Origin of the sequence: Aquisediminimonas profunda (assembly GCF_019443285.1) — a bacterium.
GTDB classification, from domain to species: domain Bacteria; phylum Pseudomonadota; class Alphaproteobacteria; order Sphingomonadales; family Sphingomonadaceae; genus Aquisediminimonas; species Aquisediminimonas profunda.
Map to the genome: position 1 here is coordinate 2,435,305 of NZ_CP080327.1, position 25,582 is coordinate 2,460,886.

A 25,582-nucleotide genomic window follows, 5' to 3' on the forward strand; every position below is an offset into this window, starting at 1 on the left:
GCTTTCAAAACATGGGGTGTGGATTAGCAGACGTGTCGGGCATTGGCTGGAGTATATCCCAATGTTCAACGATCTTGCCATTCTTCAACCGATAGAAGTCGGCCACGGCCGCACCTTTCGTTGCCGGATCACCGCGGCCGAAAAGGTGGATCACAGCCATATCCCCATCGACAAGAATCCGCTTGATCTCAAACTTCGCGCCGGGGGAGGAGAACATGGGCTCCAAGGCAGCGATTGCTGCGTCGCGACCGTCGGCAATGCCAGGATTGTGCTGGATATAGTCCGGTTCGACATAGGTTTCGAACGCGCGCCTTACGTCCTTCTCTTCATAAAAGACCCTCGCAAACGCTTGTACGATCTTGCGATTTTGCTCCGTCGTCTTTTCAGCGCCCGAGCAGGCCCCAAGTGCTGGTAGCAGCGCCAAGGCAGCGAAAACGGCCTTCATGAAGACTCTGCCGCTCGCAGGCTGCGTATTGCCGCAACCTTGACCGCATCGATGCGAAAGGTTCCGACCAGCCAAGCCATTGTCCCGCCGGCAAGTGCAATCAACGTCAGCACGAACCAGGCAAGCGCGCGAACCTTTTCGGGGGGCATTGCTTCCACCGGCAGCCCGACGGGAAATGCGATCAAGCCCAGGAAAGAGCCTGCCAGCAGCGCAACTGCACCGCTACCAAGCTGCAATCCTATGAACATGAAGCTGGCTACGGTGCCCTGCGCCGCGTGACCCGTGTTGTATTCGTGTTCATCGCCGATCTCGTAAGTCACGACGTTGAAAGGCACGACGTAAAGACCATAGGCGAGCCCGCCGAGGAAACGAAGTGAGCCAATCAGAAGGCCAATTGCCGCTGACCCTGCTGCAGGAGCTATGCCCGAGAGCGGCAAAAGAATTGCCAGTCCCTGCGCAGAGAAAAATGCCGTCAGACCCAGTGTCATTGCCCGCCGGCTGCTGAACATCTTCAGAAACAATGGGGAAAGAAACATTGCGAAAACCGAGCCAAATGTTGCCGCCATGAGCAACCGCGGCGTCCATGTCGGATCAAGCTGCCAGAAATAAGTCGCAAGATGCAGCGACAGCTGGTTGATTACCGAATTGACGAACAGCACGAGGAAAGCCACCGCAAGAAGCTTGCCGACATTGGGGGTGATCTTCATTGCCCCAATGAGCGTCTGCAACACTGCAACAGGGCCAGTGTGCGCGCCGTTTACCGTTGGCGACCTGTCTGCCGCCTCGACCAATCGGGCGCGTCGCATGGTTCCGAGCGCACCAATCAGCATCAGTGCGCCGCCAAGTCCCGCGACGAACAGACCGAAACCTGGGTAGGGTGCCGGGTTCAGCTGCGGGCGCGGGAAGGCAGCGGTGTGAACGAAGAACACCCCGAAAGCGATAGCCGGAACGGTCAGGATGATCAGTTGGTTTCCCATGTTGCGCAGCACCGCGACAAGCCGGCGCTCCTGCTCATCGCTCGTCAATTCTCCGCCAAGGGCATAGGCTGGCACAGTCCAGAACGAAATGCCGCAGCGCGCCAGGAGGCCCCAGCCGAGCAGCCACGCAAGGATCTGCATCTGCGCCATCCCTGTCGGGGGTGCGAAGACCATTGCAATGCCGATCGTGAAAGGCAGAATTGCCGCAAACATGAGGCTGTGTCGCCGTCCCAAACGGGTCCCGGTGAGCCGATCGGACAATGCGCCAATCCACGGATCGACCAGCGTATCGAAGACAATGATGATTGAGATTGCAAGGCCGATCAGCCAGCCAGAGAGCCCCACCACCTGAGCATAGAAGAACAAGACAAAGGCATCCCAGGCGAAACTCTTGAGCAGTTCCGGCATGGCGCAGATCATCCAGGCCAGACGCTCCGGCCAGCTGAGGCGCTGCTGCATTGGCAGGGCTTGCGCCATGGCCGCTTCTCCCGATCGAGCGCGGCTTATGCTTCCGCGCCTAAATTAGAACACGGATTATTATAAGCATTTTAAAGATTGTCAATTGGCCCGGAAATAAGCGAGGCACATGCGCCCGAGTTCGCGCTTGAGCAGGTTCCAATCATAGTCATGGACTGCCTCTCCGCTTGATCCAAGACTCAGTTGGCGGGCCAGTGTGGCGAAGACGATGTGGTAGGCCGACTGAGCCTTGACCCTCGGGTCGCTACCGCCGAATTCGGAGGCGTGAGCGAGCATTGCCTCGGTCGAGTCATGCTCGGCGCGCAGCGCGTTCTCCTTGCCAGGCGCGGACACCTGAGGATCGTAACTCGCGCGCTCCATGGTCAATCTTAGCAAGGGGGCGTGGCGGCGCAGCACTTCCGCATAGCCTTCAACATAGGCCGGGACGAAACTTGCAAGGTCCTTGCAGTCCTTGGCCAGACGATCGAGCAGGGCGCTTTCCTCGGCGCGCAAGACTTCCAGCGCCTCTGCAATGACGCCACGGACCAGATTGTCCTTGCTTTCAAAGCGCAGGTAGATCGAGCCAATCGAAACCTGGCCGCGCTCGCTTACTTCCTGCAATGTGAATTCTTCGCTGCCACGTTCGAGCATCAATTCACGCCCTGCGGCGAGCATCCGTTCAAGCGACGCCTTGGATCGGCCCTGCTGCGGCTTTCGGCTCACATCCTCGACTGCAAAGGCCGGAGCTGTGCTCTTCTTCCTCAATCCACCATGCATGGAGCGATCCCTGTTCATTCAGCTGCAGCGCCCATGCGCCACTTGTGCAAAAAGATAAACTGCGTTTCGACGCGAAATCAATCGGTGTGAGGCAGTTTTCAACTAAGGTGACACCTGATCATGCTGTCCGTCCCCGACCTTGGCTGATGATGTGAAGGACAAAAGCAATCGCAGCCGCGCCGAGGCCAATCGAGCCCGCGGTCAGGAAAGCTCCCTGCATCGATCCAGTCTGCACATCGAGCGCATGGACCAGCCGCGGCGATTGCGACTGGGCGAGGAAGAAGGCCGCCGTCCAAACTCCCATGCCCAGGCCCCGATGGGTGTAGCTGAATTTGGTTTGGGCCCAGCTGATCAACGACGGCACGGTCATCCCTGCGGCGGTTTGCTGAACGATCAGGGCCAAGGCCATCGCGCTTGCCGATGTCGCAAGTCCCATCCCGGCGAGTCCGCCGCCAAGCAGAAGCAGGAATGTGCCGATCAGCACGCGATGGCCGCGATCGGCGAGGAGGCGAAATAGAAAGGCGCCGGCAAGAATGAATAGCTGGGGCACAAAGATGATCTTTGCATAGTCTTCAGAATCATTGATCCCGACCTCTGCAAAGACCAGTGCACCGTTGATGATGAAGACATAGTAGAGCAATGACGCCAGCAGCGTAACTGCGGCAATCTGCACCAAAGCCAGCCACGGCACGGGCGATGATATGGACTGTTCGCCGTTCGCAGAAGCGAATTCCGCGCCAATACGTCGGGCTGGCTCGTACAGCCATACCAGCATTGCGGCCCAGATCGGGAAGGCAACAAGGTAGACATAGAAGACGCCGTTCCACTGCAGCTTCGTGGCATAGCCGACAATCAGCGCAACGATGCCTGCCAGAAACGGGCCCAAAAGCCCTTGAAGAAACAGCCAATTCTTGCGTCCCTGATCGTCCCAGTAGTCGCCAATCAGGGTGTTGACGATTGTCAGAATTCCGGCCTCCGAGACGCCGAGCAGCAGGCGGGAAACATAAATATGGTCAAGGTTGTCGAGAACGAGAGGCGCTGCACCGAAGACGCCGTAAAAGGCGGTGCACAGCAGGAGCAGCGGCCGTCGTCCGAACCGATCGACCAGAAGTCCGGCGAAGGGGGCAAGCACCGCCATTGCCAGTCCTGGAGCGCCGATCATCGCCGGCACCTTGGCACGTGCTTCGGGGTCATTGGCGAAATGCTGAATCATTGTGGGCACTGCAGGTCCCATTGCCACGATCGCAATGATGGGCAGGAAGGCTGCGATAACGATCGTGAGCCCCTGCGGGCGCAAGGTCAGATTTTGAGAGAAGGCCGATAGTTTATTCATCATCTTTCCCTTGTCACTTCGTTCGATCGCGGCTTGACTGCCAAGGCTCTATCAAACTAGAACGGCAATTACAAATATAACAACGGTGGGATTTGGCAATGCGGCGTTTGCGAATGGGAATGATTGGTGGTGGGCCAGGCAGCTTCATTGGGCCGATCCATCGCATCGCGGCTGAACTCGACCGTGAAATCGAGCTCGTCGCTGGATGCTTCTCCAGCCAGTCGGATCGCAGCCATGTGGCAGGGGAGAGCTACAGGATCGATCCCGCTCGTGCCTATGCAAGCCTCGATGCAATGTTTGCTGGTGAAAAGGCCAGACCAGACGGTATCGACTTTGTCAGCATCGTCAGCCCGAACCATCACCACTTGCCCGCGGCGCGCGCAGCGCTTGCCGCCGGCATACCGGTGATCAGCGACAAACCTGCAACGGCCACATTGGCCGAGGCCCGAGAGCTGGCCGAATGCGTTGCCGCATCGGGGCTGGCCTATGGCTTGACGCACACCTATTCGGGTTACCCGCTTGTGCGAGAAGCGCGCGCGCGCATTGCTTCCGGCGCCTTGGGAGCCATTCGCAAGGTGGTGGTGGAATATCCGCAAGGCTGGTTGGCGGGCGATGCAGTAGGCAAGCAGGCCGAATGGCGCACCGATCCCGCCCGATCCGGGCCCGGAGGCTGCATCGGCGATATTGGTACCCACGCATTCCAGCTCGCGGAATTTGTGACCGGTCTGAATGTGACGGCATTGGTGGCGGATCTTGCCGCGGTCGTGCCGGGGCGAAAAGTGGACGATGATTGTTCGGTCCTGCTCCGGTTCGAAAATGGTGCGCGCGGCGTGTTGCTGGCCAGCCAGATTGAAGTCGGTGAAATGAACGGGCTCCGCATCCGGGTATATGGAGAAAAAGGCGGGCTTCTTTGGAAGCAGGAAGTGCCGAACACGCTCACGATCCATTCGCTCGATGGTCGCACCGAAATCGTGCATGCTGGCGGAACGCAACTTGGACCCGACGCGGCTTCGCGTACGCGCACCCCGACCGGGCATCCGGAAGGCTATCTCGAGGCGTTCGCGAACATCTACCGCGATTTCGCGGCTGCCTTGCGCGGGGAACCGGCGCCCTTGCTGCCAGGCATCGACGATGCTTTGCGAGGCATGACCTTTATCGACACTGCCATCAATGCCAGTCGCGAGAAATCCGGCTGGGTTGCCTTGACCGTCTGAGAGGATTTAAGAACATGAAAACAATCATGGGCCCAGCAATCTTCCTTGCCCAATTTGTGGGCGACGAAGCTCCCTTCAATAGCCTTGAAGCCATAGCTGACTGGGTTGCCGGACTGGGCTACAAAGGCATCCAGATACCGAGCTGGGATGAACGGCTCTTCAACCTGACACTGGCGGCAGAGAGTCAGACCTATTGCGACGAGATCAAGGGAATGCTCGCCGACAAAGGCCTCTCGATCACGGAACTTTCGACGCATCTTCAGGGACAGCTTGTTGCAGTCCATCCGGCTTTCGATGCGCAATTCGACGGGTTTGCGCCTGCTGCTGTGCACGGCAATCCCAAAGCGCGACAGGAATGGGGGGTCGCACAGGTCAAGAATGCGGCAAAGGCCAGCCGCAAATTGGGCCTTACGGCCCACGCGACGTTTTCAGGCGCGCTTGCCTGGCCCTATTTCTATCCTTGGCCGGCTCGCCCCGACGGTCTTGTTGAAGATGCATTCGATGAACTCGCGCGGCGCTGGAAGCCAATCCTAGATGTGTTTGAGGATAATGGCGTCGATGCCGCCTATGAGATCCATCCGGGCGAGGATCTTCATGACGGGGTGACGTTCGAAATGTTCCTTGATCGGGTGGGCAACCATCCGCGGGCCAATATCCTCTACGATCCCAGCCATTTCGTACTGCAGCAGCTCGATTATCTTGCGTACATCGACATCTACCATTCGCGGATCAAATGCTTTCACGTGAAAGATGCCGAGTTTCGCCCCAATGGTCGCTCCGGGGTCTATGGCGGTTATCAGTCATGGGTGGACCGGCCGGGCCGGTTCCGCTCGCTCGGTGACGGGCAGGTCGACTTTCCGGCGATCTTTTCGAAAATGGCCGCCTATGATTTTCCCGGGTGGGCCGTACTCGAATGGGAATGCGCGCTGAAGCATCCAGAACAGGGCGCTGCAGAGGGCGCGCCGTTTATCGCCAAGCATATCATTCGAGTCACGGAACACGCGTTTGATGATTTTGCCTCGGGCGGGGCGGACCGTGCGCTCAACCGCAAGCTGATGGGCATCTGACCTTGAGGCTGGCCATTGTCGCCATGCTTTTGGCAGCCCTGCCGGAGGGCGCAAAAGCGGATGCGACATTGGCCTTGCGACCATCGACATTTGTCCATGTTGCGACGACTGACCGGCGCTTTCTCTCCTACAATCTTGAAATGGCAGAACTGGTCGGTGCTCGCTTTTGGGCGCCATATCGCGATGACGGCAGCATGCCGGCTGAACGATTTGCGGCCCGCAAACCGCTTGATCTCAAGCATGCGAAGCGCCTCCGCTTGCTCGCACATGCGCTTGGTCCCGCCTATGTTCGCGTTAGCGGGACCTGGGCGAACAATGTCTGGTTCGCCGATTCAGGAGGTGCTGCACCGCCGGGTTTCAGTGGTGTGCTCACGCGAGGGCAGTGGGCCAATTTGGCGGCCTTCGCCCGTGCCTCTGACGCGCGCATCGTCACCTCCTTCGCGGCGGGCAAGGGAACGCGCGATGCTGCCGGTGCATGGCAGCCAAAGGTGGCGCGATCTCTACTAAGGTTCAGTCGGAAGATCGGCGCTGATATCGCGGCTATCGAACCGATCAACGAAGCGAATTTCGGCGAGGAAGCGGGACTTCCCGTCGGTTATGGTCCCGAACGTTTCGCAGCGGACATTTCCGCCATGCGCGAACTTGTCGCGCGTGAGGCTCCGGGCATTCGCATTGTCGGGCCGAGCGCGACTGGCGATGTTCCCAACTTCCTGAATGACCGTGGACCCTATAAAATAACCAGCGAAGCCTTGCTCTCCGCAGAGCCCCGCGCCCGTTTCGATATCTATTCCTATCATCTCTACTCTGCCGCTTCCAAACGCTGCGCCGGATCGCATGCCGCGACCGTTGATGTTGCGACATCCCCGCGCTGGCTGGCGGTTGCGGATAAGGTCCATGCGGTCAACATCGGCCTGCGCGACCGTTTTGCGCCAGGGTCGCCCATTTGGTTGACCGAAATCGGCCAAGCGGCGTGTGGCGGTGATCCTTGGGCAGCAACCTTCGCTGACGTCTTTCGCTTCACCGACAACGCCGGTCGACTGGCGCGGGCAGGGGCCTCTGCCATCTTTCACAACACACTGGCCGCCAGCGATTATGCCCTGATCGATGGCACGACGGGAGAGCCGAGGCCAAACTTTTGGGCGGCTTTGCTCTGGAAGCGATTGATGGGCGAGAGGGTGCTCGACACGGGTTCGCGAGAAGGCGAGTTACCCACTTATGCCCATTGCCTGCGGGGCACGAATGGCGGCGTGGCAATTGTCGCAATCAACCTGAAACGCGATTCGACGCAGAGTCTGGCGCTCGCTGGACGTGTCGTTGGCTACACGCTTGATGCCGAAACCTTCGCGTCGCCGACGGTAAGGCTGAACCAAAAAACTCTCCGACTGAGCGGCGATAAACTGCCAAGTCTGAAAGGCATTGACCTGCGGCCGGAACGCATTGAGCTACCGCCTGCAAGTGTCACATTCCTTGCGCTGCCGAACGCATCGAACGCAAATTGCCGGATTTAGCCAGATGGCAGCGTTTGACGTTTTTGCGGACATTGGCCTAGACCATTGCCTCTTATGCAGACCAAAGAGGTGGGAGCATGAACCAATGGTCGAGGCGTACGGTAGTGGCCGGGTTTGTGGCTTTGGCCGGTAGCACGCAGCTGACCGGGAAGGGCCACGAGCGCGCGATCTTCAATCGCGGCAAGGCCCCGATTGGCCTTCAGCTCTACACTCTTGGCGATGAATGGGTGAAGGACACGCCCGGCGTTTTCGGCGAACTTGCCCGTATCGGGATTCGTGAACTCGAGTTGCCCGGACTGATGGGCAAGACGCCCGCTGACCTTCGGGCCGAAGCGGATCGGGCCGGTCTGCGATTTACTTCGTTTCACCTGCCTGCAATGCCGCTGTTCGATCCCAACGGCTTGTCGCTGCAATCGAGCGCAGCGCAAATTGCCGATGCATTGGGAATTCTGGGGACCACCGATGTCGTCGTTCCGCTTCCTCCGTTGCCGGCGGACTTCCAATTTGTTCCCGGCAAGACCGGCCCGGCCGACCTCGCAGCAGCGGTCGCATCCGGGGGGGCGGATGCATGGAAGCGCTTCGCATCCTTGCTGAATGAAAAGGCAGCAGCCTTGACATCGCACGGCGTCACGCTGGGCTATCATAACCACAACGTCGAATTTTCCTCCGTCGGGAACACGACGCCTTGGGCCATTCTGCTGTCCGAGACGAATCCGGATACGGTATTCTTTGAACTTGATCTGGGCTGGGTTGCTGCGGCCGGACTCGACCCGGCGCGGGAAATTCGACGCCTTGGAAGGCGGGTGCGCTGGGTGCATGTGAAAGATCTGAAACCCACGACAAAGCCCAATTTTGCCCTCCAGATGGATCCTGCTGTAGTTGGCGACGGCAGCCAGGACTGGCCTGCCATATTCAGGGCCGCGGAGTCCGTTGGCGTTCGTCATTACTATATTGAGCAGGAACCGCCGTTTTCGATCCCCCGTATGGACGCGGTGCGGAACGGGTTCAGATTCCTTTCCCAGACTTGACCAGAATTTATATTCTAATATAATTCAGCTCATCTGCTTCGGCAGATAAAGCCAGGTAGCCGGACATCCGTCGCGGCTTGGGAGGATGCCCGCTGGAAGCGGAGCATCAGCTGCTGGCCTCAAGACGTTCCGCGGGAAAGTCCCGCGGTGCCTTGCGGTTGATGCAGCGACTACCGTTCATTTTCCGCATCTTTGTTGCAGGGAGGAATGCGGTGTCCAACTACGTCCTTAATGCCTGGTATATGGCTGCCTGGGCCAATGAAATACCGGATGACGGTATCTTGGCGCGCACTCTGCTTGATCGCAAATGGGTGCTCTGGCGGGAGCGCGATGGACGCTGGGCGATGATCGAAGATCGCTGCCCGCACCGTTTTGTGCCGCTCAGCCGCGGCAAATTTGAAAACGGCCGGATTGCCTGCGGCTATCACGGGCTGACCTTTGACGGGACTGGCGCCTGCGTCCACAATCCATTTGGCGGAAGCCTGCCGCCGGGCGCGGGCGTGTGCAGCTTGCCAGTAGTGAGTGCGTACGGAGGTTTATGGTTCTGGCCGGGCGATCGGGCAAAGGCCGATCCGGCTGCAATTCCAGACTTCGCATTTATCGATGCTTCCGGTCCCGTCGAGCGTGCGACCTATGTCATGGGCGTCAACTATGAACTCATCGCTGACAATCTTCTGGATCTGAGCCATGCCGAATATCTGCATGTTGAAAGCTTCGGGACCAACGGCTCGCTGTTCAGCCACGGCGCGCAGTCAGTCGAGCAAGACCAAACGGGCGCGATCTGGAACAAGTGGGACATGACGGGTGCGCCTCCCCCGGGCTGGGCATCGCCTATGATGCCGGAAGGCAGCTCGGTTGATCAGGCGCTCCACATCCGCTGGCATGCCCCCGCCAATCTTGCGCTGTTCATTGAAATGCGACCGTCCGGAAAAGCGGCGCCTTTGGTGCCACCCATGGCCAATCCGCATATACTGACGCCGGAAACGACGCGTTCGACACATTACTTCTTCACTCATGCACCAGGCGAGGAAGAGGCTGCGCAGGCGCGGCGGGTGTTTTTGGAAGAAGACGAACCCATGGTTTCAGCGCAGGCCGAAGCAATGGGCGATGCAGATTTCTGGGACCTCAAACCTCTCATTCTGGCCAGCGACAAGGCCGCCATTCTGGCGCGCCGGAAAATCATGCAGTTGAAGAGAGCGGAAGGCGTTTAGCGACCAGACTTGATGCGCGCGATTTCATCGGCCTGCAAGTTGCGGATTCTCACGTTTCGAAAGAAGACCTCTGCGCCTTCGAATTCCAGTGCAATTCGGCCTTTTGTGACGGCCGCGTCGTCGCGATTGATCATGCGGAAAAGGGTATTGACGATCCGGCCATTGACGAGGTGTGCCGCCTGATCGCCAAAAGCATAGAGGTCAAGCGTGTTCCAACCCGCCAGATTTTCGAATTGTCCCGAGTGGCGAAGCCATTGGCGTGCGATACCGCCTGCCAGTATGGGTTCCTGATAGGCCGACGGCAGGCCAGGAAACCAGTTTGGCCACAGCGGCGTGCCACCAAGCAAAGGTCCCTGCAGCGCGCGGGTATTGATCATGACCGCGTCGCCGACATCGGTTTCTTCGACCTGAAACTCGACGCCATCGGGAAAGAGTCGGTCAAGGTCGGGCGCCAAATGATACAACAGCCCGCTATTGCGCCTCTGCAGGTCGCGCGGTGCGAAGCGACGTTGACCCCATCGGAACTGGACCTGCAGATGATAATCCCCGAACACGTCCTTCGTCGCCAAGTGGCCAAAACTTGCCTTGTCCGGGCCATCGAAGCGCGGCCCTAGAAAGTGCAGCTCGCCATTTTCAACAGCAATTGCCTTGTGCAAATCGCGATTGCCGCTTCCTTCCTGCCAGATTGTCCAGCCATCAAGAGAGCGGCCATTGAACAAATGTCGCCACGCCGATTCGGGCACAGGCGGCGCTGTTGCCAGCAGCTTGGCTGGCAACAAACCGACACCTGCCAGCGCCGTCGCACAACCGCCGATCAGGGATCGCCGGTCTATCACGCGGCCAGCAACAATTCCTTGCTGTCGCGGGTCGTTGGCACCATTGGCAGATAGGAGATGCGCAAGCGCGTCGCGAAGCCGATCTTGTGCTTGCCCGGCGTCAGGCCGCCATTGAGTGCAATGATCTTGGCCTTTTCGCCAAAATTCCAGCGGTCGTCATAGACCGTTTCCATTTCGTCCAGAGTATAGGTTTTGCCGCGCACGGAGAAGCGGACTGTGTCCCGCGGGAGCACTTCGCCGTCGACCGAGACTTCAATGTCTTCGACCATCGAAAGGCCAAGCCCGCGATAATAGGGCAGGCGACCTTCAAAGGCGAAACCGCCGGCGACGTTTTCGAGGCTTTCCTCGACGATCATCTTGTTGTCCATCATGATATGGTTCTCCTTTACGCCGCGGCCTTGAGCGCCGGCATTGCGGGCTCGTTCAGCAGTCTGGCAAGCATCACTTGCTGCCGGCGAACTTGTTCGACCGAGTCGGGTTCTTCTGCGTCTTCGATCCAGCGATTGCCTTCGTATTCGGAGCAGATATAGCCGTCATATCCGCCTTTATTCAGCACCGAGACAATCTCGTCATAGGGGATCGAGGGTTCAACATAGTCCTCGGTCATCTCGTAGAACTTGCCGTGAATGTTGTGGATCATCGGCATGTAGTCGAGCATGCGCTTGGGCTCATAGGCAGCGTTGTGGCGCATGACTTCGGCCATCGCGATCGCTGGTCCGGTGCCACCCATTTGCTGGACTTCCAGAATCACATATTCGGAAAGGATCCGATCCTCATAAGCCTGCTCGATGTAGTCGGCGATCCTGTCAGGCACGCCCAATCGGCGGAACTTGGCTGACCAGACGCGGGGATAATGCTTCAGGAACATCCCCATGTCAGGCAGAAAGCCAAGTGCAGGCGATCCCGATTTCTGGAACATCTCGGCCATGCGAATGATCCACGGGTGGTCGAAGTGCAGAGGGGCGTGCACCTCGGTAAGCATCTTGATGCCCTTTTCTTCGGCATAGGGCGCCGCGGCAACCAGAACTTCCGGCGCAATCGAGACCAGAGAGCGGATGAAGGGCATGCCCAACGCCGCGCCAAAGTCGATGTCCTTCTTGACGCTTGCCACCTGCTCTTCAAAAGGCATCAGGCGGCCCTTGTAGCGCTTGTAGTCAAGCATGTAGTCGTGGCTGACCGGCACACAATCGTACTTCTTGATCAGCGCATGCCAATTATCGATATCGGCCTGAGCCACGCCGACTTCGGGCCAGCCCCAGAAGCTTTGTTCGCCGATGACTTCGATCCCGCGTGCACCGAGTTCGGCGCAGGTGCGGATGCAATCCTCGAGGCTCATTTTGCCCGTGAAGGTTTCGTTCTGGAAGGAATAGAGGCTGACGCCCCGTTTGATCTGACTGGTCACTGGCCATCTCTCCACATTGTGAAACACGTTTGCCGGGAGGAGCCTGTCCTTGAGCAAAGGCTTCTCCCGCGGGGCCGACGCCCTAATTAGAATATATATTCCTATAAATTGATCACAACGTCAACCCCCAAGGAACCGCGCAATTGCGTGGCCTCGTATGATTTGACAGAATTAGAATTTTAATCTTTATTAGAGCAAATGACAAGGCAAGGAGAGAATCGGGTGAGCCCGAAAAGCCTGGTTTCAATTGCTGGCGCGCTGGCGGCTTTGCTGCTGGCAACCTTTTTTGGTTTTGTCGGCTGGAGCAAGATGACTGCGACGCTTGACGACCTTGCAAGATACCATGCCTGGACGATCTATTTGCCTGAATGGCAGGGCCGCATTGTGGGCGTGAGCGAAATGCTGCTGGCGGCAGGTTTGATCACGATGCTTCGACCCGCAAGCCGCAAGGTTGCGGGTTGGAGCGCAGCGCTGCTGGTTGCCAATCAAATATGTGGCGCCGCCGTGCATGCGGCCTACGGCGAAGCCGATGCGCTGCCACAGAATGCCGCGCTTATCGCGTTGCTTGCGTTCGTCATCTGGGCGGCGCGCGCACGATCGGAAAATGAGGGAGGAATGACGTTATGAAATTCAGGATTCTGTTTGCCTGCACAGCCGCACTTGGCGTGGCTATGGCGGCAACTGGCGTTGAGGCGCGTTCGGCAGACAAGGTTTCGGTCGACCGCATTGCAACCCTTGAGGCGCAAATCGGCCAGCTGACCAGCCAGGTTCAACGCGGCAAGGACCGGGGAGATGTCGAGAATCTCTTTTCGACCTACATGGCCTTGCACAACGCTTTTCGAGATCCTGAAATTGTCGGGCTTTGGGCAAAGAAGGGCACGGCGGACGTGCGTGCCCAATATTCGAACAATGGAGTCTACACGGATTGGGATACAATCATGGCCTATCATGCCCAACGTCCCAACCCACCCGGCAAGCTGATCCTCCATTATGTGACCTCGCCAATTGTAGAGGTGGCTGAGGATGGCCAGACCGCAAAGGGTATGTGGATGATGACGGGTCTTGAAAGCGGGCTGACGTCACCTGAAGCGGCAAAGGGCGCGCCCGATTTCATGTATGAAAAGAATGTCCTCATCAATGGCAAGCGAGTCTGGATGCACACGGTCTTCGCCAAATATGGGGTGGACTTCATCAAGCAGGATGGGCGCTGGAAGATCTGGCATTTTCACTGTTTTGAGGTAGCTCGTGCGCCATTTGGGATCGGCTGGATTCCGTTCGCTTCACAGGCGCAGGACAGCCCTTTCGCGGATGACCTGATGTATTTCGGGGAGGATGGCCGTCCGGTCATGATGCCCAAGCCCAATGGGCCCGCGACGATCCGTCACACCCCCTATCGTACTGACAAGGGCCAGACCCTCGACCTTCGACCGCCAGTGCCGTATCGCACGTTCAGCGAAACCTTCGCGTACTGAGCCATAGGCCCGTTATGCCGACTCGGATCATGTTAGCCCTTGCGCTTCTCGCCGCTGCGCCCGCGACTGCGAAGCCTTTAGTCCGGACGGACTCTGGCCTGCTCGCGGGCAAAGTGGAGAGCGGGGTCGAGTCGTTCCTTGGCGTGCCCTATGCCGCGCCGCCGATCGGCCCCCTGCGATGGCGCGCGCCGCAACCGGCAGCGAACTGGGTCGGCAGTCGAGATGCCACCCGGTTCGGTGCGGCCTGCTATCAGGATGTGGCAAAAGGATGGGGGCCCTATTCCGCGGAATTCATCGCTACGGCTCCTATCAGTGAAGACTGCCTGTTCCTGAACGTGTGGAAGCCGGCTGGCGCGCGAAAGCATCTTCCGGTGGTTGTCTTCATCCACGGCGGCGCGTTTGCCGGCGGATCAGGCCATGTCCCCATTTACGATGGGGCGAAATTGGCGCGACGCGGCTTGGTCGTGGTGACCATCAATTATCGTGTCGGTGTATTCGGGTTCCTGGCTCACCCGGGCCTGACGGCCGAGGGAGACGGGTCCGGCAACTTTGGGTTGCTCGACCAGGTCGCTGCGTTGCGGTGGGTCAAGTCCAATGTCGCGCGCCTTGGCGGAGATCCGGCGCGCGTGACGATTGCAGGTGAAAGCGCCGGTGCCGCTTCGGTCAACGATTTGCAGGTCATGCCAGCGGCAAAAGGGCTGTTCACACGTGCTATCTCGATCAGCGGTGCAAGCATGTCGATCGACGCGCCTACCCTTGCAGCGGGCGAGTTGGACGGCGCGGCGCTGGCTGATCGGGTCAATGCCCGCACGCCAGCCGAGTTGCGCGCCGTTTCCGCGCAGACACTTGTCGAACTGACCAGGGTTATCCCGGGCAGCGGCCCGCCGCGCCTGACTTATGTACCCCATGTCGACGGCAAGGTTCTCCCCTTCGATTCTGCCAATCCGGCAGCCGTTCGCGCCACGCGCGCGCCATTGCTCACGGGTTTCAATGCGGACGAGATGATCGATCCTTCGGTTTGCACCCCGGCCGATCTCGAGCGGAGCCTGCGCGCGCGCTATGGCGCTTTTGCTGAAGTCCTGCTTCCACTCTATCCGCATGCGAACGACGCAGAGGCCGTTGCCAGCAATTCGCTTATTGCTCGCGACCGCTATATGGCTGGCCTGCTGAACTGGGCAAGCGCACGGCCGCGTTCGAAGCGCGATCCGATATATCTCTATCGCCACGACTGGCCCTATCCGCCGGTTCGCGGCGCGCAGGCCTGGGGTGCGTTCCATTCCTCAAGTTTGCCGTATGTATTCGGAACGATTGGCCTCGGTGAACGCGACTTCGGTGCGGCTGACCGCATTCTCTCTGCCCACTGGCAGGATTCGATTCGGGCCTTCGCCGCAACCGGAAATCCCGCCCGACCCAAACACCCCTGGCCTGCCGTGCGCGCCGGGACAACGCAAGTGATGGCCCTCGGCCGGACCCAGGGGCTTCGCCCCGCCGTTTCCACTCCCGAACGCCTTGCCGCCTGGCGCCGTTACGCGGCCAGCGGAGGTCATCTCGGGCTGATGTAGTCAGCTTTTCCAAGGATTTAATGCAATGTCTTTCGAACTCTCGGTAAATCTCGAATATATGTTCCACGAAGCGGGCGACCGGCTTGAAGACCGCATGGCCGCCGCTGCTGCTGCCGGTTTCAAGAAGGTTGAAATCTTCACCACTGCCAATCGCGATGTCCCGTCATTGAAGGCAGCGCTTGGGGATACCGGATGCGAATTGTTTGCGACCGTGACCGACCCGCGCATTCAGCTGGTGATGGCCGATCAGCACGATCGCTTTCGTGAAATGTTTGCGCAGGCGGCAGCTGAAGCAGCAGAGCTGGGTGCGGGCAGGATCGTCGTTCCTTCGGGTTCTGCCGTCCCCTACATGAAGCGTCCGGTGCAACTCGACATCGTTGCCAAGGCCATTGCCAGCGTGGTTCCCGTTGCGGAAGCCCATGGCCTCACAATCATGCTTGAACCCGTCAATACCCGGGTCGACCACCCTGGTGTTCTTTTCGGGATGACCGAGGACGCTGTGGACGTCATCGAGCGCATCAACAGCCCTCGCGTTCGTCTTCTCTATGACCTCTACCACTCCATTACCGAGCGCGAAGACCCCAACGAAATCATGCCCAAGGTTGCGCAGCACATGGAGCACATCCAGATCGCCGACGCTCCGGGCCGGGGAGAGCCGGGTTCGGGACAGATCGACTGGCCGGCCATGTTGCAACTGATCAAGAGTGTCGGATATCAGGGCGCTTTGGGGCTTGAGTGCAGCCCGACCGGCCCGGATACCCCGAAGGCGCTTTCTTATATTCGCGGGCTCTGCGCCTAATAATCCTTGGCTTCGTCCAGCACCGGCAAAGTTACCTTGCCGGTCGCTGCCCACTCGGTTCCACGAAGGATCAAGGTCTGCAGCGGCTGGAAGTGCAGGCTGACCTCATCATGGCCGAGCGTGATTGAGAATACCCGACCCTTGCCATAATCCTGGACCCAAACCTGGGGGTGATCGGCATCGATGCCCTTCATAGCCTTGAGCTTTTCAGGCGTATAGGCGGCGGCCGGATATTTGGGGCCAGTCAATTTGTGATCATAGGCCGAAGCGGCATCGTGCGCCGTTGCCAGAACATGAATCTTCGCATCCGGCGCGAACGCCATGTTGGTGTACATGTCGTCGTTATAGGTCCAGACGAATTCGCGCAGACCCGCTGTAACAGGATGGCTGCGATCGACCAGGTGAACCGGAAATGCCCCCGGAGGGGCACGACGGCTGGTTCCCGGCTCCATTGCGGCACCGATCAGACGCTTGTATTCTGGAATGTCCCGTCCCCAGGTAAAACTGGAGTGATAGGCAACAAGCCCGCCACCTTCGCGAACATATTGGTAGAGCGCGGCAAAAGCTTCAGGGTTCCAGATCTTTTGATCCGGATCCGCATAGTTCCAGCGGCTCGAATAATTCAGGAAGACGACATCATAGGCCTTGAGCTGGACAAGCGAACCGTAATCGAAATCCTCCGTGACGCGCACGTCGAAACGGCCCGTGTCCTGCATCAATGTGCGCAGCATGTTATCGACGCCGGTCCAGTCGTGTTCATAGCTATTTTGGCCTGAAATGATCAGAACCTTCAAACGCTTTTCCATCGGGTTTACCGGGATCGCCACCCGCTGAACAGTTTCTGGGGGACGATAGTCTATAGTGACGATGACCTGCGCCACAGCCGCGCTGGCTGTGAGCATCAGGGCGATGGGCAATATGGTTTTGTGCATCACTGGGCTCCCCGCGCCAAAATATCTGAACGAATTTGCTCGTGCTTGCCGTCCATTGGCCAGAACAGCACAATCCCGACCTGGATCAGCAGCAGGGCGATGACCCCGCCATAATATGTCCAGCGAATTGATTCACGAGCGAGGTCGCTGACCGCTTCGGGGGCATAGTTTGCCGCGGCAAGAACGAATGCGACACCCGCAGTACCCAAGGCCATTCCGACCTTGGTTGCCAGGCTGATACCGGCAGAAAGCAGCCCCTCCTTACGGGTGGCATAAAGCCACTCATGGTAATCCACCGTCTCTGCGATCATCGTGAATGCGGCCGTGATCGTGATGGAGTTCGCAAGGCAGGCAGCAATATAGAGCGCAAGAAACAAGGGCAGATTGGCTTCAGTAAATGGCAGCAGCGCGAAAAGCCCGGCGGCAAGCGTGAGAACGGTGACGCAGCCTTTCCGGATTCCCGTACGCCGCAAGATCGGGGGCGCAAAGAAAGCGGACAGGAGCAGCATACCAGCAACAGCAGGCAGCATAACGCCAATCATCCACGGAGACCTGAGCACGTCGATGGCAAAATAGGCAGTGACGGACATCATCCCGCCGAAGCGCACGAAATAGATCAAACATGAGAGAAAAGCGACGATCCACGCCCGGTTGCGGATCATCTTGCCGACCTCTGGGAGGATTGCAAAACGCGATGGCGCTTCGTCCACCACCCTTTCACGGCAGTTACGGTAAAGCGCAAGAATCGCGGCAAGGCCGATAACGGCAAAAATTGTTGCGGCGGTGCGGTAGCCGCCGGGATGTTCCTCACCGCCATAGGCACCGAGGATAGGCTGGACAGCGGCAGTGCCGAGCACGACAGAGATCGATGTCCCGACCGAGCGCCAGCCGCCCAGTTTGAGCCTTTCGCCCTGATCAGTAGTTATCATTGGCATCAATGCCGTATAGGGGATCGCACCGAGGCTCATGAGGATGCCTAGAGCCTTGAAGGTCAGGAAGGCATACACAAGTTGCGCGCCTTGGCTCCAGCTCTCTGGCACGGCGAAGACCGCAATAGAACAGAGGGCGTAAGGCACAGCAGTGAATAGGAAATATGGTCTTGTCCGCCCCCACCGGCTCCTTGTCCGGTCGACCGCTATCCCCACCCCCAAATCGATCACCGCATCAAGCAGACGAGCTACAAGGAAGATCATCCCGACTGCGGCGGCGGGCAACTTGACCACATTGATGTAATAAAGAAGCAGGAACCCGCTTGCCATATTGTAAGGCAGGCTGAATCCCATATCGCCAAAGCCGTAGCTCAGCTTTTCGGACAGCTTCAGACGCTCTCCCGCCATTGTTGTTCTCTCCAGTGACGGCACCTGCTCGATCTTTGCGACCCGGATCGCCTGGCGACTTGACTGTCGCTATTTATTAGAACAGATATTCTTATACATAAGCCGAGTGGCTTGGCAATGGCGAAAAGCGGGGGAGGGAATCCGGTGACATTGAAAGTCTTGGTGGTTGGCGGCGGAATTGGCGGACTTGCCACGGCGATTGCACTGGCGCGCAAGGGACATCGTGTGACCGTGATCGAGCGCGATCCCGATTGGTCGGTCTATGGTGTGGGCATTATTCAGCAATCAAATGTTGTGCGGGCGATGGAGCAGCTCGGCGTGCTCGAACGCTTCATCGCCGCAGCCTTTGGCTTCGATGCGGTTGAAATCTTTGCGCCGAATGGGATCATGGTGGCGCGTATCCCTTCTCCGCGGTTGGTGGAGGGGCGGCCGGCCAATGTGGGAATCGGCAGGCCTGCGCTTCAGAATGTCCTTGCAGGGACCGCACGTGAGCTTGGTGCCGAAGTGCGATTAGGGGTGACCGTTGCAACGCTGCAAGACGATGGCACTGCTGTTGCGGTAACATTCTCCGACCGGAGCAACGGCCGATTTGATCTGGTCGTTGGAGCGGACGGGGTCAATTCCCAGATCCGCGGGATGGTCCTGCCCGACGCCGAAACACCGCAATTCACCGGTCAATCGGTTTGGCGTTACAACCTGCCGCGGCACGCCGATCTTGACGCGCTTCGGACATTCAATGGCCCAACGGGGGTTGGCCTCGTTCCGATGAGCCAAGAACTGATGTATATGTTCGTCACGACGCCCGAGCCAGGCAATCCTCGCTATCCGGTAGACGGTCTGGCGGCCCGCATGCGGGAGCGGATCGCAAATTGTTCCCCGGTCATCCGCGAATTGGGGGAGCAGATCACTGACGATGCCCAGGTTGTCTACCGTCCGCTTGAAGGCATGCTCGTAACGGGCGCTTGGAGCCGGGGCAGGGTCGTCCTGCTTGGTGACGCTGTCCACGCCACAACGCCACATCTTGGTCAGGGCGCCGGCATGGCAATCGAGGACGCAATCGTGCTCGCTGATGAACTCGAGAAGGACAAGGACGTTGCCCGGGCCTGCGTCAGCTATCGAGATCGTAGATACGAACGCTGCAGGTATATCGTGAACGCAAGCCTGAGCATCTGCTATGGGCAATTGGGCAAGGGGCCGCCGGTGGAAATGCATCAGGCCACGGCTGACATGTTCAAAACCGTCGCGAAGCCAATCTGAAAAAGAAGGAAGCAGGATGAGCCGTGTTACTGAAATTCGCTATGTCGGTTATGGGGTAAAGGACTTCGCGGCCGAGGCGCAATTCTATGAAGACGTCTGGGGTTTGGACCGGATTCCGTCTGACGATGGCATGGCATGGTTCAAGGCCAGGGGCCATGACGAGCATCATGTTGTCAGACTGCGCGCGGCCGATGAAAATCGTATCGACGTCGTTGCGTTGGCGACGGAAAGCCGAGCCGACGTGGATGCGCTCTGTTCGAAGGTTGCAGCGTCCGGTGTCAGGATGATTCATGAACCGCATGAACTGACGACTCCGGGAGGCGGCTACGGATTTCGCTTCTTCAGCCCCGACGGCATGCAATTCGAGATTTCCAGCGATGTCGCGCACGGGACCAAGGCTGAAGTCGACCGGTGGGATGGTGTGCCGGTCAAGATCAGCCACATCGTGTTTCATTCGCCCGACCACCAGGCATTGGTGACGTGGTTCTGTGATGTGCTCGGTTTCAAGATTTCGGACTGGCTGGGCGATTTCATGTGCTTTTTGCGCTGCAATTCTGCCCATCATCGTATTGCCATCCTGCCCGGACCGCCGTGCCTCAACCATGTTGCCTATGACATGACCGGAGTGGATGGCATGATGCGTGGCGCGCACCGGCTGAAGGTCAAGGGCACGCCCATCCAGTGGGGCCCGGGCCGCCACACGGCAGGCAACAATACCTTCTCCTATTTCGTCACGCCGGGTGGCTTCGCGGTTGAATATACGTCCGAACTTGAAGAGGTGGATTTCGAGACGCACGAAGGCAAGGTTCATGTTCCTGCCCCATTGGTCATGGATCAATGGGGTATCGGTATCGGTGGGCCACAGACAATGCCGCACCCCGAACCAAACCCGGGCCTATTCGTCGCCACGGAGGCGTGATCCGTGGCCCTGTTTGAACCGTTTCCAAACTACATCTGGAACCTGTCTGTTGCGATTGCGATGGAAAGCGGCGCGCAGATTGGCGAAGTTGTCGACATCGTTGCCGCGGCAAAGGGAGCCGCGGACGAAAGCGCCGATGCCGGAACGCGCGCCTTCATGCAGGCCTGGATGGCCAAGGCCGATACCTTGGTTGAACTCGCCGAAGAGGACGAGGCTAAGGGACGCAAATTCTCCGCTGGCAAGAAGCTGGAACGCGCGGCTCTCTACCTGCTCAATGGCGAACGCATGCAAGCGCATGGAACACCGGGCCGGATGGAAACTTACCGTCGCGCCAGGGATTGTTTCGATCGCGGTACCAAACTTGGAGCCTTGAATTGCGAACGAGTAGAGGTGCCCTTGGGCAATGGCGCGACAATGCCTGCGCTTTTGACCAGAGCACCAGGGGAAGGGCGAAAGCCCGCCGTCGTTTATTGTAACGGGCTCGATAGCAACAAGGAACTGCTCTATTGGTCATGGCTGCCGCATGCCCTTGCGCGGCGTGGAATATCGACCTTGTGCGTTGACCAGCCGGGCACCGGAGAGGCGCTGAGGCTCCAGAACCTGCCCGCCACTGCCCGCTCGGAGGAATGGGCATCGAAGGCCGTCGACTGGCTTGAACAGCAGCCGGAAGTGGACGGTAGAAAGATCGGAATGACCGGAATTTCCCTGGGCGGGCATTATGCCCCACGTGCCGTTGCCTATGAACCCAGGTTTGCGAGCGGCGCCTGTTGGGGTGCCAACCACAATTGGCACGAAGTGCAGTACAAAAGGATGAAGCGCGAGGGCGAAAATCCAGTGCCGCATTATTGGGGTCATGTCATGTGGGTGTTCGGCGCGTCGGACATGGATGACTTCTTCGAAAAGACCAAAGACATGAACCTCAACGGGCATATGGAGCGGATCAAGGTTCCGTTCCTTGTGACCCACGGCGAGAACGACCGGCAGATTAGTGTGGACTATGCACACCAGGCCTATGCCCAGCTGACAAACTCTCCGCGTCGGGAGCTCAAGATCTTTACGGCGCGCGAAGGCGGGGTCGAACATGTCGGGGCCGACAACATGGCCTTTGGTCGCGATTATATCGCCGATTGGTTCGCAGAAACGCTCGGCGGCGACACTTCGGCGGGCTGAGGTATCGACAGGGCAATATCGAACATATCGGCACAATCGATGCCTTCGCCTTGACAATTTCGCTATTATATATAAAACAAGCATTCTAATTTATATAATTCTAATTTGGCCGCGCTGCGCACTGGCGCGCAGCCTGTTGACCAAGGGAGGAGAGCCAGCATGAAATCCCAGTTTATTCGTCGTGCCCTGATGACGGGCGCTTGCAGCATTGCTTTTGCAATGCCGGCACAGGCACAAACCGCTGAAGAAACCAGCGAGGGCGATGTCATCGTCGTCACTGCGCAGAACCGTACTGAAAACATCCAGGACGTTCCAATTGCGATCAATGTGATCAGCGGTCAGGCGCTCAAGGAAGCCGGTGTCACCGACTTCAAGGACATCGGCAAGCTCGCGCCGTCGGTGCAGATCACGGATGACAACAGTGTTATCCACGTGACTGTGCGCGGTATCGGCACCTATTCGAACGATGAATCGCAGGACTCGTCAATCGTCGTCAACGTCGATGGCGAATATCTGAACCGCGGCGAAGTGATGAACCTCGCGCTGTTCGACCTTGATCGCGTCGAAGTCCTGCGTGGGCCGCAAGGTACGCTCTACGGTCGTAACTCGACCGGCGGTGCTGTGAATTTCATCACGCGCAAGCCTGGCAACAGGTTCGCTGTGAACGCGGATGCCAGCTATGGCAATTTCAACACAATCAAGGCCAATGCCGGGATCGACATTCCCTTCGGAGACATCGGCGGCATCCGCTTTGCAGGCGTCTACAGCGATCATGATGGCTACTTCAAGCACGCGGCCACGCCGTTTGCGCCGGCTATCGTGTCGGGCTCCGATCGAGTTTGGGGCGGTCGTGCCTCGCTGCGTCTGGAACCGACCAGCAACCTCACCATCAATCTTGCCGTCGAGCATGCCGAGCGCAAGAACATCAATGGCGCCTATGGCTCAGTGAATCTCAATGCACCAGGTAATGGCCCTGCTGGACCAGGCTGCAACGCCCCCGGCTTCGTGCAGGTTGCCACAGCCTATACGCAAACATTGTGCGTCCCATCGGGCACGAACTTCCTGCAATCGCAGGATCGCTCGAACTACTCACAACCGCTGTTTGGCGCCGGACCTGGCTACAAGCAGGACACGACTGCCGTCCGCGGCCGGATTGCTTACGAGTTCGGCCCAGAAGCGACTCTCACTTACACCGGGGGTTACCGCACCAGCAGCCGTACTGGCGCCCAAGGCCTTCCAGTCGTCTACCAGTCGACCACCTTCAATAATGACGTCAAGACGAACAGCCACGAGCTGCGCCTTAACGGCGTAATCGGAGGCGTAACGTATCAGGTGGGTGGCTTCTATTTCAAAGAAACGATCGACAATGAGTCGGGCTTCTTCCTGCAATTCCTGAACCCACCGCCAATCCCTGGATTCAGCGCCAACGGCACGTTTCTGAGCTATTTTGGTCGGCGTCTGTCAAGCGATAGCTGGTCGGGCTTTGGTCAGTTCGAAGTGCCGCTGGGAGAGAAGCTGACGGCAGTTGCGGGCCTTCGTTACACCGATAACAGCCGCAGCGGCAACTATGCGAATGGCTCGCCGTTTGTTTTCTTTGGGCCAACAGGAACAGGTGCTCCGATCATTGCGCCGGGCGACATCCTTGGTACTGGACTCAATACGGTATACTTTGGCGGCGGATCGACCCGCAAGAATATCTGGGGCGCTGGGAATCCGACAGGTGCTTCGTACGTCAACCTCAACAGTTCAGAAAACAAGTTAACTTGGTTGATTGGCCTGAATTACAAGCCGAACGACGATACTTTGGTTTATGGCAAGGTCTCCACAGGATTCAAGGGAGGCGGCTTTGACTCGGTCGGTCTCTATCGGCCGGAAACCAATACTGCATACGAAGCTGGCTTGAAAATGAGCTTTGGCCCAGGAAGCCAAAACCACTTCAACGTCAGCGGTTTCTATTATGACTACAAGGACCTGCAGAACGCAATCTTGCTGAACACGGCGGTTGGTGGCCAAGTGTTCAATGCCGGTAAGGCGACAGTTTACGGCATCGAAGCAGAAGCGCTGGTTAAGCTCACTGATAATGATACGTTCGCGGCCAGCGTCAACTATCTTCATGCACGCTATGATGATTTTCTGGGCCAGTTCAATGTGTTCACGGTGCCGGGTACTGGCCCTGATCTGACCTCCGTTGGTGACCTTGATCCGAACACACCAGGGATTCAGCAGCCTAATTTTGCAGGCAACACCACACCATATGCGCCACGGCTCACGATCACGTTGGGATATGACCATGTATTCGATCTGGGCGGTGCAGGTACCTTGAAAGCCAGTGCTTTTACGGTTTACAAAAGCAAATACTTCACCGACTTCTACAACTATAACGACCTTAAGCAAAAGTCGATAAGCTCGACCGACCTAAGCCTGGAATACAAACCTGAGAACAAGCAATTCTCGGTTCAGGCCTTCGTCCGCAATCTCGAGAACCATCGCGCGCTGGTCTATGGCGGCTATGTCGCTGCTGGACCGGATGATATCCTGAACTGGGGCTATGGTAGTCCTCGGACGTATGGAATCCGCGTCGGGATTGACTTCTAGGAATTGGGGGCAGGGAGGCAGTTCTCTGCCTCCCGTTTTAATGAACGGGTCGCACGGATTGGGCGGCGCTTCGGTGCCGCCTTTTTCTGTGCAGCGGCTGTAAGGTTCGCTCAGCCTTCGTCGGCAAAGGCAGCGCCAGCGCCGTGAAAGCGGACAGTGCCACCCTGATCGCCACCCGAGACCATCACGCAGAGCTGCACTGCGAAACGCAGCGGCAATGGGCGCGCAAGCGGAAATTCGCTCAGCTGACGCTGGCTGACGGGGAAGTATTTGCGGTCTTCCTCAGCCACTTCATGCGGCATGGGGGTTGAGGCAATCTCGGCCATGCGTTCCGTCAGGGCGATGCGCTCAAGGCCACCGTGCTGCGCTGCGATCCAGCCGATACGGGCAGATCCGTCCGTTTCCCAGAGGAGTGAGACACTGTCGAGAAACAGCTGCTTCCCGCCTTGTTCGACGGGAGTTGCCATGGGCCAGTGAAACCAGACATCCTTGCCCGGTTTGACATGAAACGATGCGAAGAAACCGCGGTAGAAGCCCAGCCCTTCGGACCAATCCGCGCCATCGACCGACCCAAGGAATTCCGGGCCGCGTTCCTGCGGAATGACAGCTGCACCGGGAATCCAGATTCGTGATACGACAGTCACTGGCTCAACCCCATGACGGATCTTTTCCCGGCCGCCATTTGATCGAGCAGCCGGCGCTGGGAATCTGGGGCTGGGGCGCCGGCTGTCCGGCAAGCAGGGCATCGACGGCGGCGCGCATATCATCTCCCGTCACGGGCAGATCGGTCCGCTGGACTGGGGCACCCGGCACGGGAGGGTGGGGAAGTTTGGGGCGGCTGGAATCGAACTGCCCGGTGTAGAAGAGCATGCGTTCCGGCCCGTAAAGGAAGAAGTCCGGCGTGCAGATCGCATTGTAGGCGAGGGCGACATCCTGGCTTTCGTCATGAAGATAGGGAAAGGGCAGACTGCGTTCCCTGGCGAACACCTGCATGTGCGGATAATCGTCCTCGGGAAATTCGTCCGGCCAATTGGACGAGATTGCCAAGACCTGCAGACCCTTTGGCGCATATTCGCGGGCAAAGTCGCAAAGGCCGTCAAGCATGTGCAGAACGACCGGACAATGGTTGCAAATAAAGGCAACCAGAAGAGCCGGAGAATCGAATTCCGCCAACTCCCGAATGCGCCCCTCGACATCGGGCAAGGCAAAATTGGGTGCTGACTTTCCATAGTCCAGCTGGCGCGACCATTTCAGCATTGCAACTCTCCTCTAGAAATAGAATATA

At 58.3% G+C, this 25,582-nt stretch carries 24 protein-coding genes; 13 read left to right on the top strand and 11 right to left on the bottom strand.

The genetic code is table 11. The features are described 5' to 3' along the window. Positions 1-4: 4 nt before the first annotated feature. From K0O24_RS12105 to K0O24_RS12120, 4 genes are all read right to left on the bottom strand, one after another. Positions 5-445: a nuclear transport factor 2 family protein gene (locus K0O24_RS12105; protein ID WP_219892994.1), complete on the bottom strand. Its 441-nt coding sequence runs from the start codon at positions 443-445 to the stop codon at positions 5-7. Further along, positions 442-1,899 carry an MFS transporter gene (locus K0O24_RS12110; RefSeq protein WP_246610981.1) on the bottom strand — a complete coding sequence of 486 codons (1,458 nt, stop codon included), beginning with the start codon at positions 1,897-1,899 and terminating at the stop codon, positions 442-444. The genes K0O24_RS12105 and K0O24_RS12110 overlap by 4 nt, the downstream gene beginning before the upstream one ends. A gap of 81 nt (positions 1,900-1,980) precedes the next feature. Next, positions 1,981-2,673 carry a TetR/AcrR family transcriptional regulator gene (locus K0O24_RS12115; RefSeq protein WP_246610982.1) on the bottom strand — a complete coding sequence of 231 codons (693 nt, stop codon included), beginning with the start codon at positions 2,671-2,673 and terminating at the stop codon, positions 1,981-1,983. 100 nt (positions 2,674-2,773) lie between these two features. Further along, complete coding sequence (locus K0O24_RS12120) at positions 2,774-3,991, bottom strand: MFS transporter (protein WP_246610983.1); 1,218 nt, start codon at positions 3,989-3,991, stop codon at positions 2,774-2,776. A 95-nt stretch (positions 3,992-4,086) separates the two neighbouring features. Between K0O24_RS12120 and K0O24_RS12125 the strand changes: the two genes are divergently transcribed. The 5 genes from K0O24_RS12125 to K0O24_RS12145 all read left to right on the top strand — a co-directional run bounded on the left by K0O24_RS12125 (position 4,087) and on the right by K0O24_RS12145 (position 10,016). Beyond that, positions 4,087-5,202, top strand: a complete 1,116-nt coding sequence (locus K0O24_RS12125) for a Gfo/Idh/MocA family protein (RefSeq protein WP_246610984.1) — start codon at positions 4,087-4,089, stop codon at positions 5,200-5,202. Positions 5,203-5,216: 14 nt separating this feature from the next. Continuing rightward, positions 5,217-6,269, top strand: coding sequence for a sugar phosphate isomerase/epimerase family protein (locus K0O24_RS12130; protein WP_219892995.1), 1,053 nt, complete (start codon positions 5,217-5,219; stop codon positions 6,267-6,269). Between the two features lie 2 nt (positions 6,270-6,271). Next, positions 6,272-7,777: a hypothetical protein gene (locus tag K0O24_RS12135; protein ID WP_219892996.1), complete on the top strand. Its 1,506-nt coding sequence runs from the start codon at positions 6,272-6,274 to the stop codon at positions 7,775-7,777. A gap of 77 nt (positions 7,778-7,854) precedes the next feature. Beyond that, the gene (locus tag K0O24_RS12140; RefSeq protein ID WP_219892997.1) at positions 7,855-8,805 is read left to right on the top strand and encodes a sugar phosphate isomerase/epimerase family protein; all 951 of its coding nucleotides are present in this window, start codon (positions 7,855-7,857) and stop codon (positions 8,803-8,805) included. Between the two features lie 212 nt (positions 8,806-9,017). After that, entirely contained in the window at positions 9,018-10,016 is a 999-nt protein-coding gene (locus K0O24_RS12145; protein WP_219892998.1) for an aromatic ring-hydroxylating oxygenase subunit alpha, read from the top strand. Here K0O24_RS12145 and K0O24_RS12150 read toward each other — a convergent pair. The 3 genes from K0O24_RS12150 to K0O24_RS12160 are packed head-to-tail and all read right to left on the bottom strand — an operon-like array spanning position 10,013 to position 12,254. After that, entirely contained in the window at positions 10,013-10,852 is an 840-nt protein-coding gene (locus K0O24_RS12150; RefSeq protein WP_219892999.1) for a 3-keto-disaccharide hydrolase, read from the bottom strand. The two genes, K0O24_RS12145 and K0O24_RS12150, sit on opposite strands and share 4 nt — an antisense overlap. Next, positions 10,849-11,223 carry a C-glycoside deglycosidase beta subunit domain-containing protein gene (locus K0O24_RS12155; protein ID WP_219893000.1) on the bottom strand — a complete coding sequence of 125 codons (375 nt, stop codon included), beginning with the start codon at positions 11,221-11,223 and terminating at the stop codon, positions 10,849-10,851. Before K0O24_RS12155 ends, K0O24_RS12150 begins: the two co-directional genes overlap by 4 nt. Positions 11,224-11,237: 14 nt before the next feature. Next, the gene (locus K0O24_RS12160) at positions 11,238-12,254 is read right to left on the bottom strand and encodes a sugar phosphate isomerase/epimerase family protein (RefSeq protein ID WP_219893001.1); all 1,017 of its coding nucleotides are present in this window, start codon (positions 12,252-12,254) and stop codon (positions 11,238-11,240) included. 222 nt (positions 12,255-12,476) lie between these two features. Between K0O24_RS12160 and K0O24_RS12165 the strand changes: the two genes are divergently transcribed. From K0O24_RS12165 to K0O24_RS12180, 4 genes are read left to right on the top strand one after another with little or no spacing between them, the layout of a single operon-like run. Beyond that, positions 12,477-12,881 carry a DoxX family protein gene (locus K0O24_RS12165; RefSeq protein WP_246610985.1) on the top strand — a complete coding sequence of 135 codons (405 nt, stop codon included), beginning with the start codon at positions 12,477-12,479 and terminating at the stop codon, positions 12,879-12,881. Further along, the gene (locus K0O24_RS12170) at positions 12,878-13,726 is read left to right on the top strand and encodes a nuclear transport factor 2 family protein (RefSeq protein WP_219893003.1); all 849 of its coding nucleotides are present in this window, start codon (positions 12,878-12,880) and stop codon (positions 13,724-13,726) included. The genes K0O24_RS12165 and K0O24_RS12170 overlap by 4 nt, the downstream gene beginning before the upstream one ends. A 29-nt stretch (positions 13,727-13,755) precedes the next feature. Beyond that, positions 13,756-15,288, top strand: coding sequence for a carboxylesterase/lipase family protein (locus tag K0O24_RS12175; protein WP_246610986.1), 1,533 nt, complete (start codon positions 13,756-13,758; stop codon positions 15,286-15,288). Positions 15,289-15,313: 25 nt separating this feature from the next. Then, the gene (locus K0O24_RS12180) at positions 15,314-16,087 is read left to right on the top strand and encodes a TIM barrel protein (protein WP_219893005.1); all 774 of its coding nucleotides are present in this window, start codon (positions 15,314-15,316) and stop codon (positions 16,085-16,087) included. Here K0O24_RS12180 and K0O24_RS12185 read toward each other — a convergent pair. Together K0O24_RS12185 and K0O24_RS12190 are read right to left on the bottom strand one after the other, a co-directional pair. Then, on the bottom strand, positions 16,084-17,019 hold the full coding sequence (locus tag K0O24_RS12185; protein WP_219893006.1) for a ThuA domain-containing protein: 936 nt from the start codon (positions 17,017-17,019) through the stop codon (positions 16,084-16,086). The genes K0O24_RS12180 and K0O24_RS12185 overlap by 4 nt on opposite strands. Then, complete coding sequence (locus K0O24_RS12190) at positions 17,019-18,356, bottom strand: MFS transporter (RefSeq protein WP_219893007.1); 1,338 nt, start codon at positions 18,354-18,356, stop codon at positions 17,019-17,021. Before K0O24_RS12190 ends, K0O24_RS12185 begins: the two co-directional genes overlap by 1 nt. A 144-nt stretch (positions 18,357-18,500) precedes the next feature. On the opposite strand from K0O24_RS12190, the gene K0O24_RS12195 reads away from it, so the two are divergent. The 4 genes from K0O24_RS12195 (at position 18,501) to K0O24_RS12210 (ending at position 24,297) form a co-directional block, all read left to right on the top strand. Further along, positions 18,501-19,613, top strand: a complete 1,113-nt coding sequence (locus K0O24_RS12195; RefSeq protein WP_246610987.1) for an FAD-dependent oxidoreductase — start codon at positions 18,501-18,503, stop codon at positions 19,611-19,613. A gap of 16 nt (positions 19,614-19,629) precedes the next feature. Next, complete coding sequence (locus K0O24_RS12200) at positions 19,630-20,532, top strand: VOC family protein (RefSeq protein WP_219893009.1); 903 nt, start codon at positions 19,630-19,632, stop codon at positions 20,530-20,532. A gap of 3 nt (positions 20,533-20,535) precedes the next feature. Further along, positions 20,536-21,702: an alpha/beta hydrolase family protein gene (locus K0O24_RS12205; RefSeq protein ID WP_219893010.1), complete on the top strand. Its 1,167-nt coding sequence runs from the start codon at positions 20,536-20,538 to the stop codon at positions 21,700-21,702. A 159-nt stretch (positions 21,703-21,861) separates the two neighbouring features. Next, entirely contained in the window at positions 21,862-24,297 is a 2,436-nt protein-coding gene (locus K0O24_RS12210; protein WP_219893011.1) for a TonB-dependent receptor, read from the top strand. A 110-nt stretch (positions 24,298-24,407) separates the two neighbouring features. Here the strand turns inward: K0O24_RS12210 and K0O24_RS12215 are convergent, their stop codons facing one another. Beyond that, complete coding sequence (locus K0O24_RS12215; RefSeq protein WP_219893012.1) at positions 24,408-24,941, bottom strand: hypothetical protein; 534 nt, start codon at positions 24,939-24,941, stop codon at positions 24,408-24,410. Between the two features lie 4 nt (positions 24,942-24,945). Continuing rightward, on the bottom strand, positions 24,946-25,554 hold the full coding sequence (locus K0O24_RS12220) for a thioredoxin family protein (protein ID WP_219893013.1): 609 nt from the start codon (positions 25,552-25,554) through the stop codon (positions 24,946-24,948). Between the last annotated feature and the right edge of the window lie 28 nt (positions 25,555-25,582).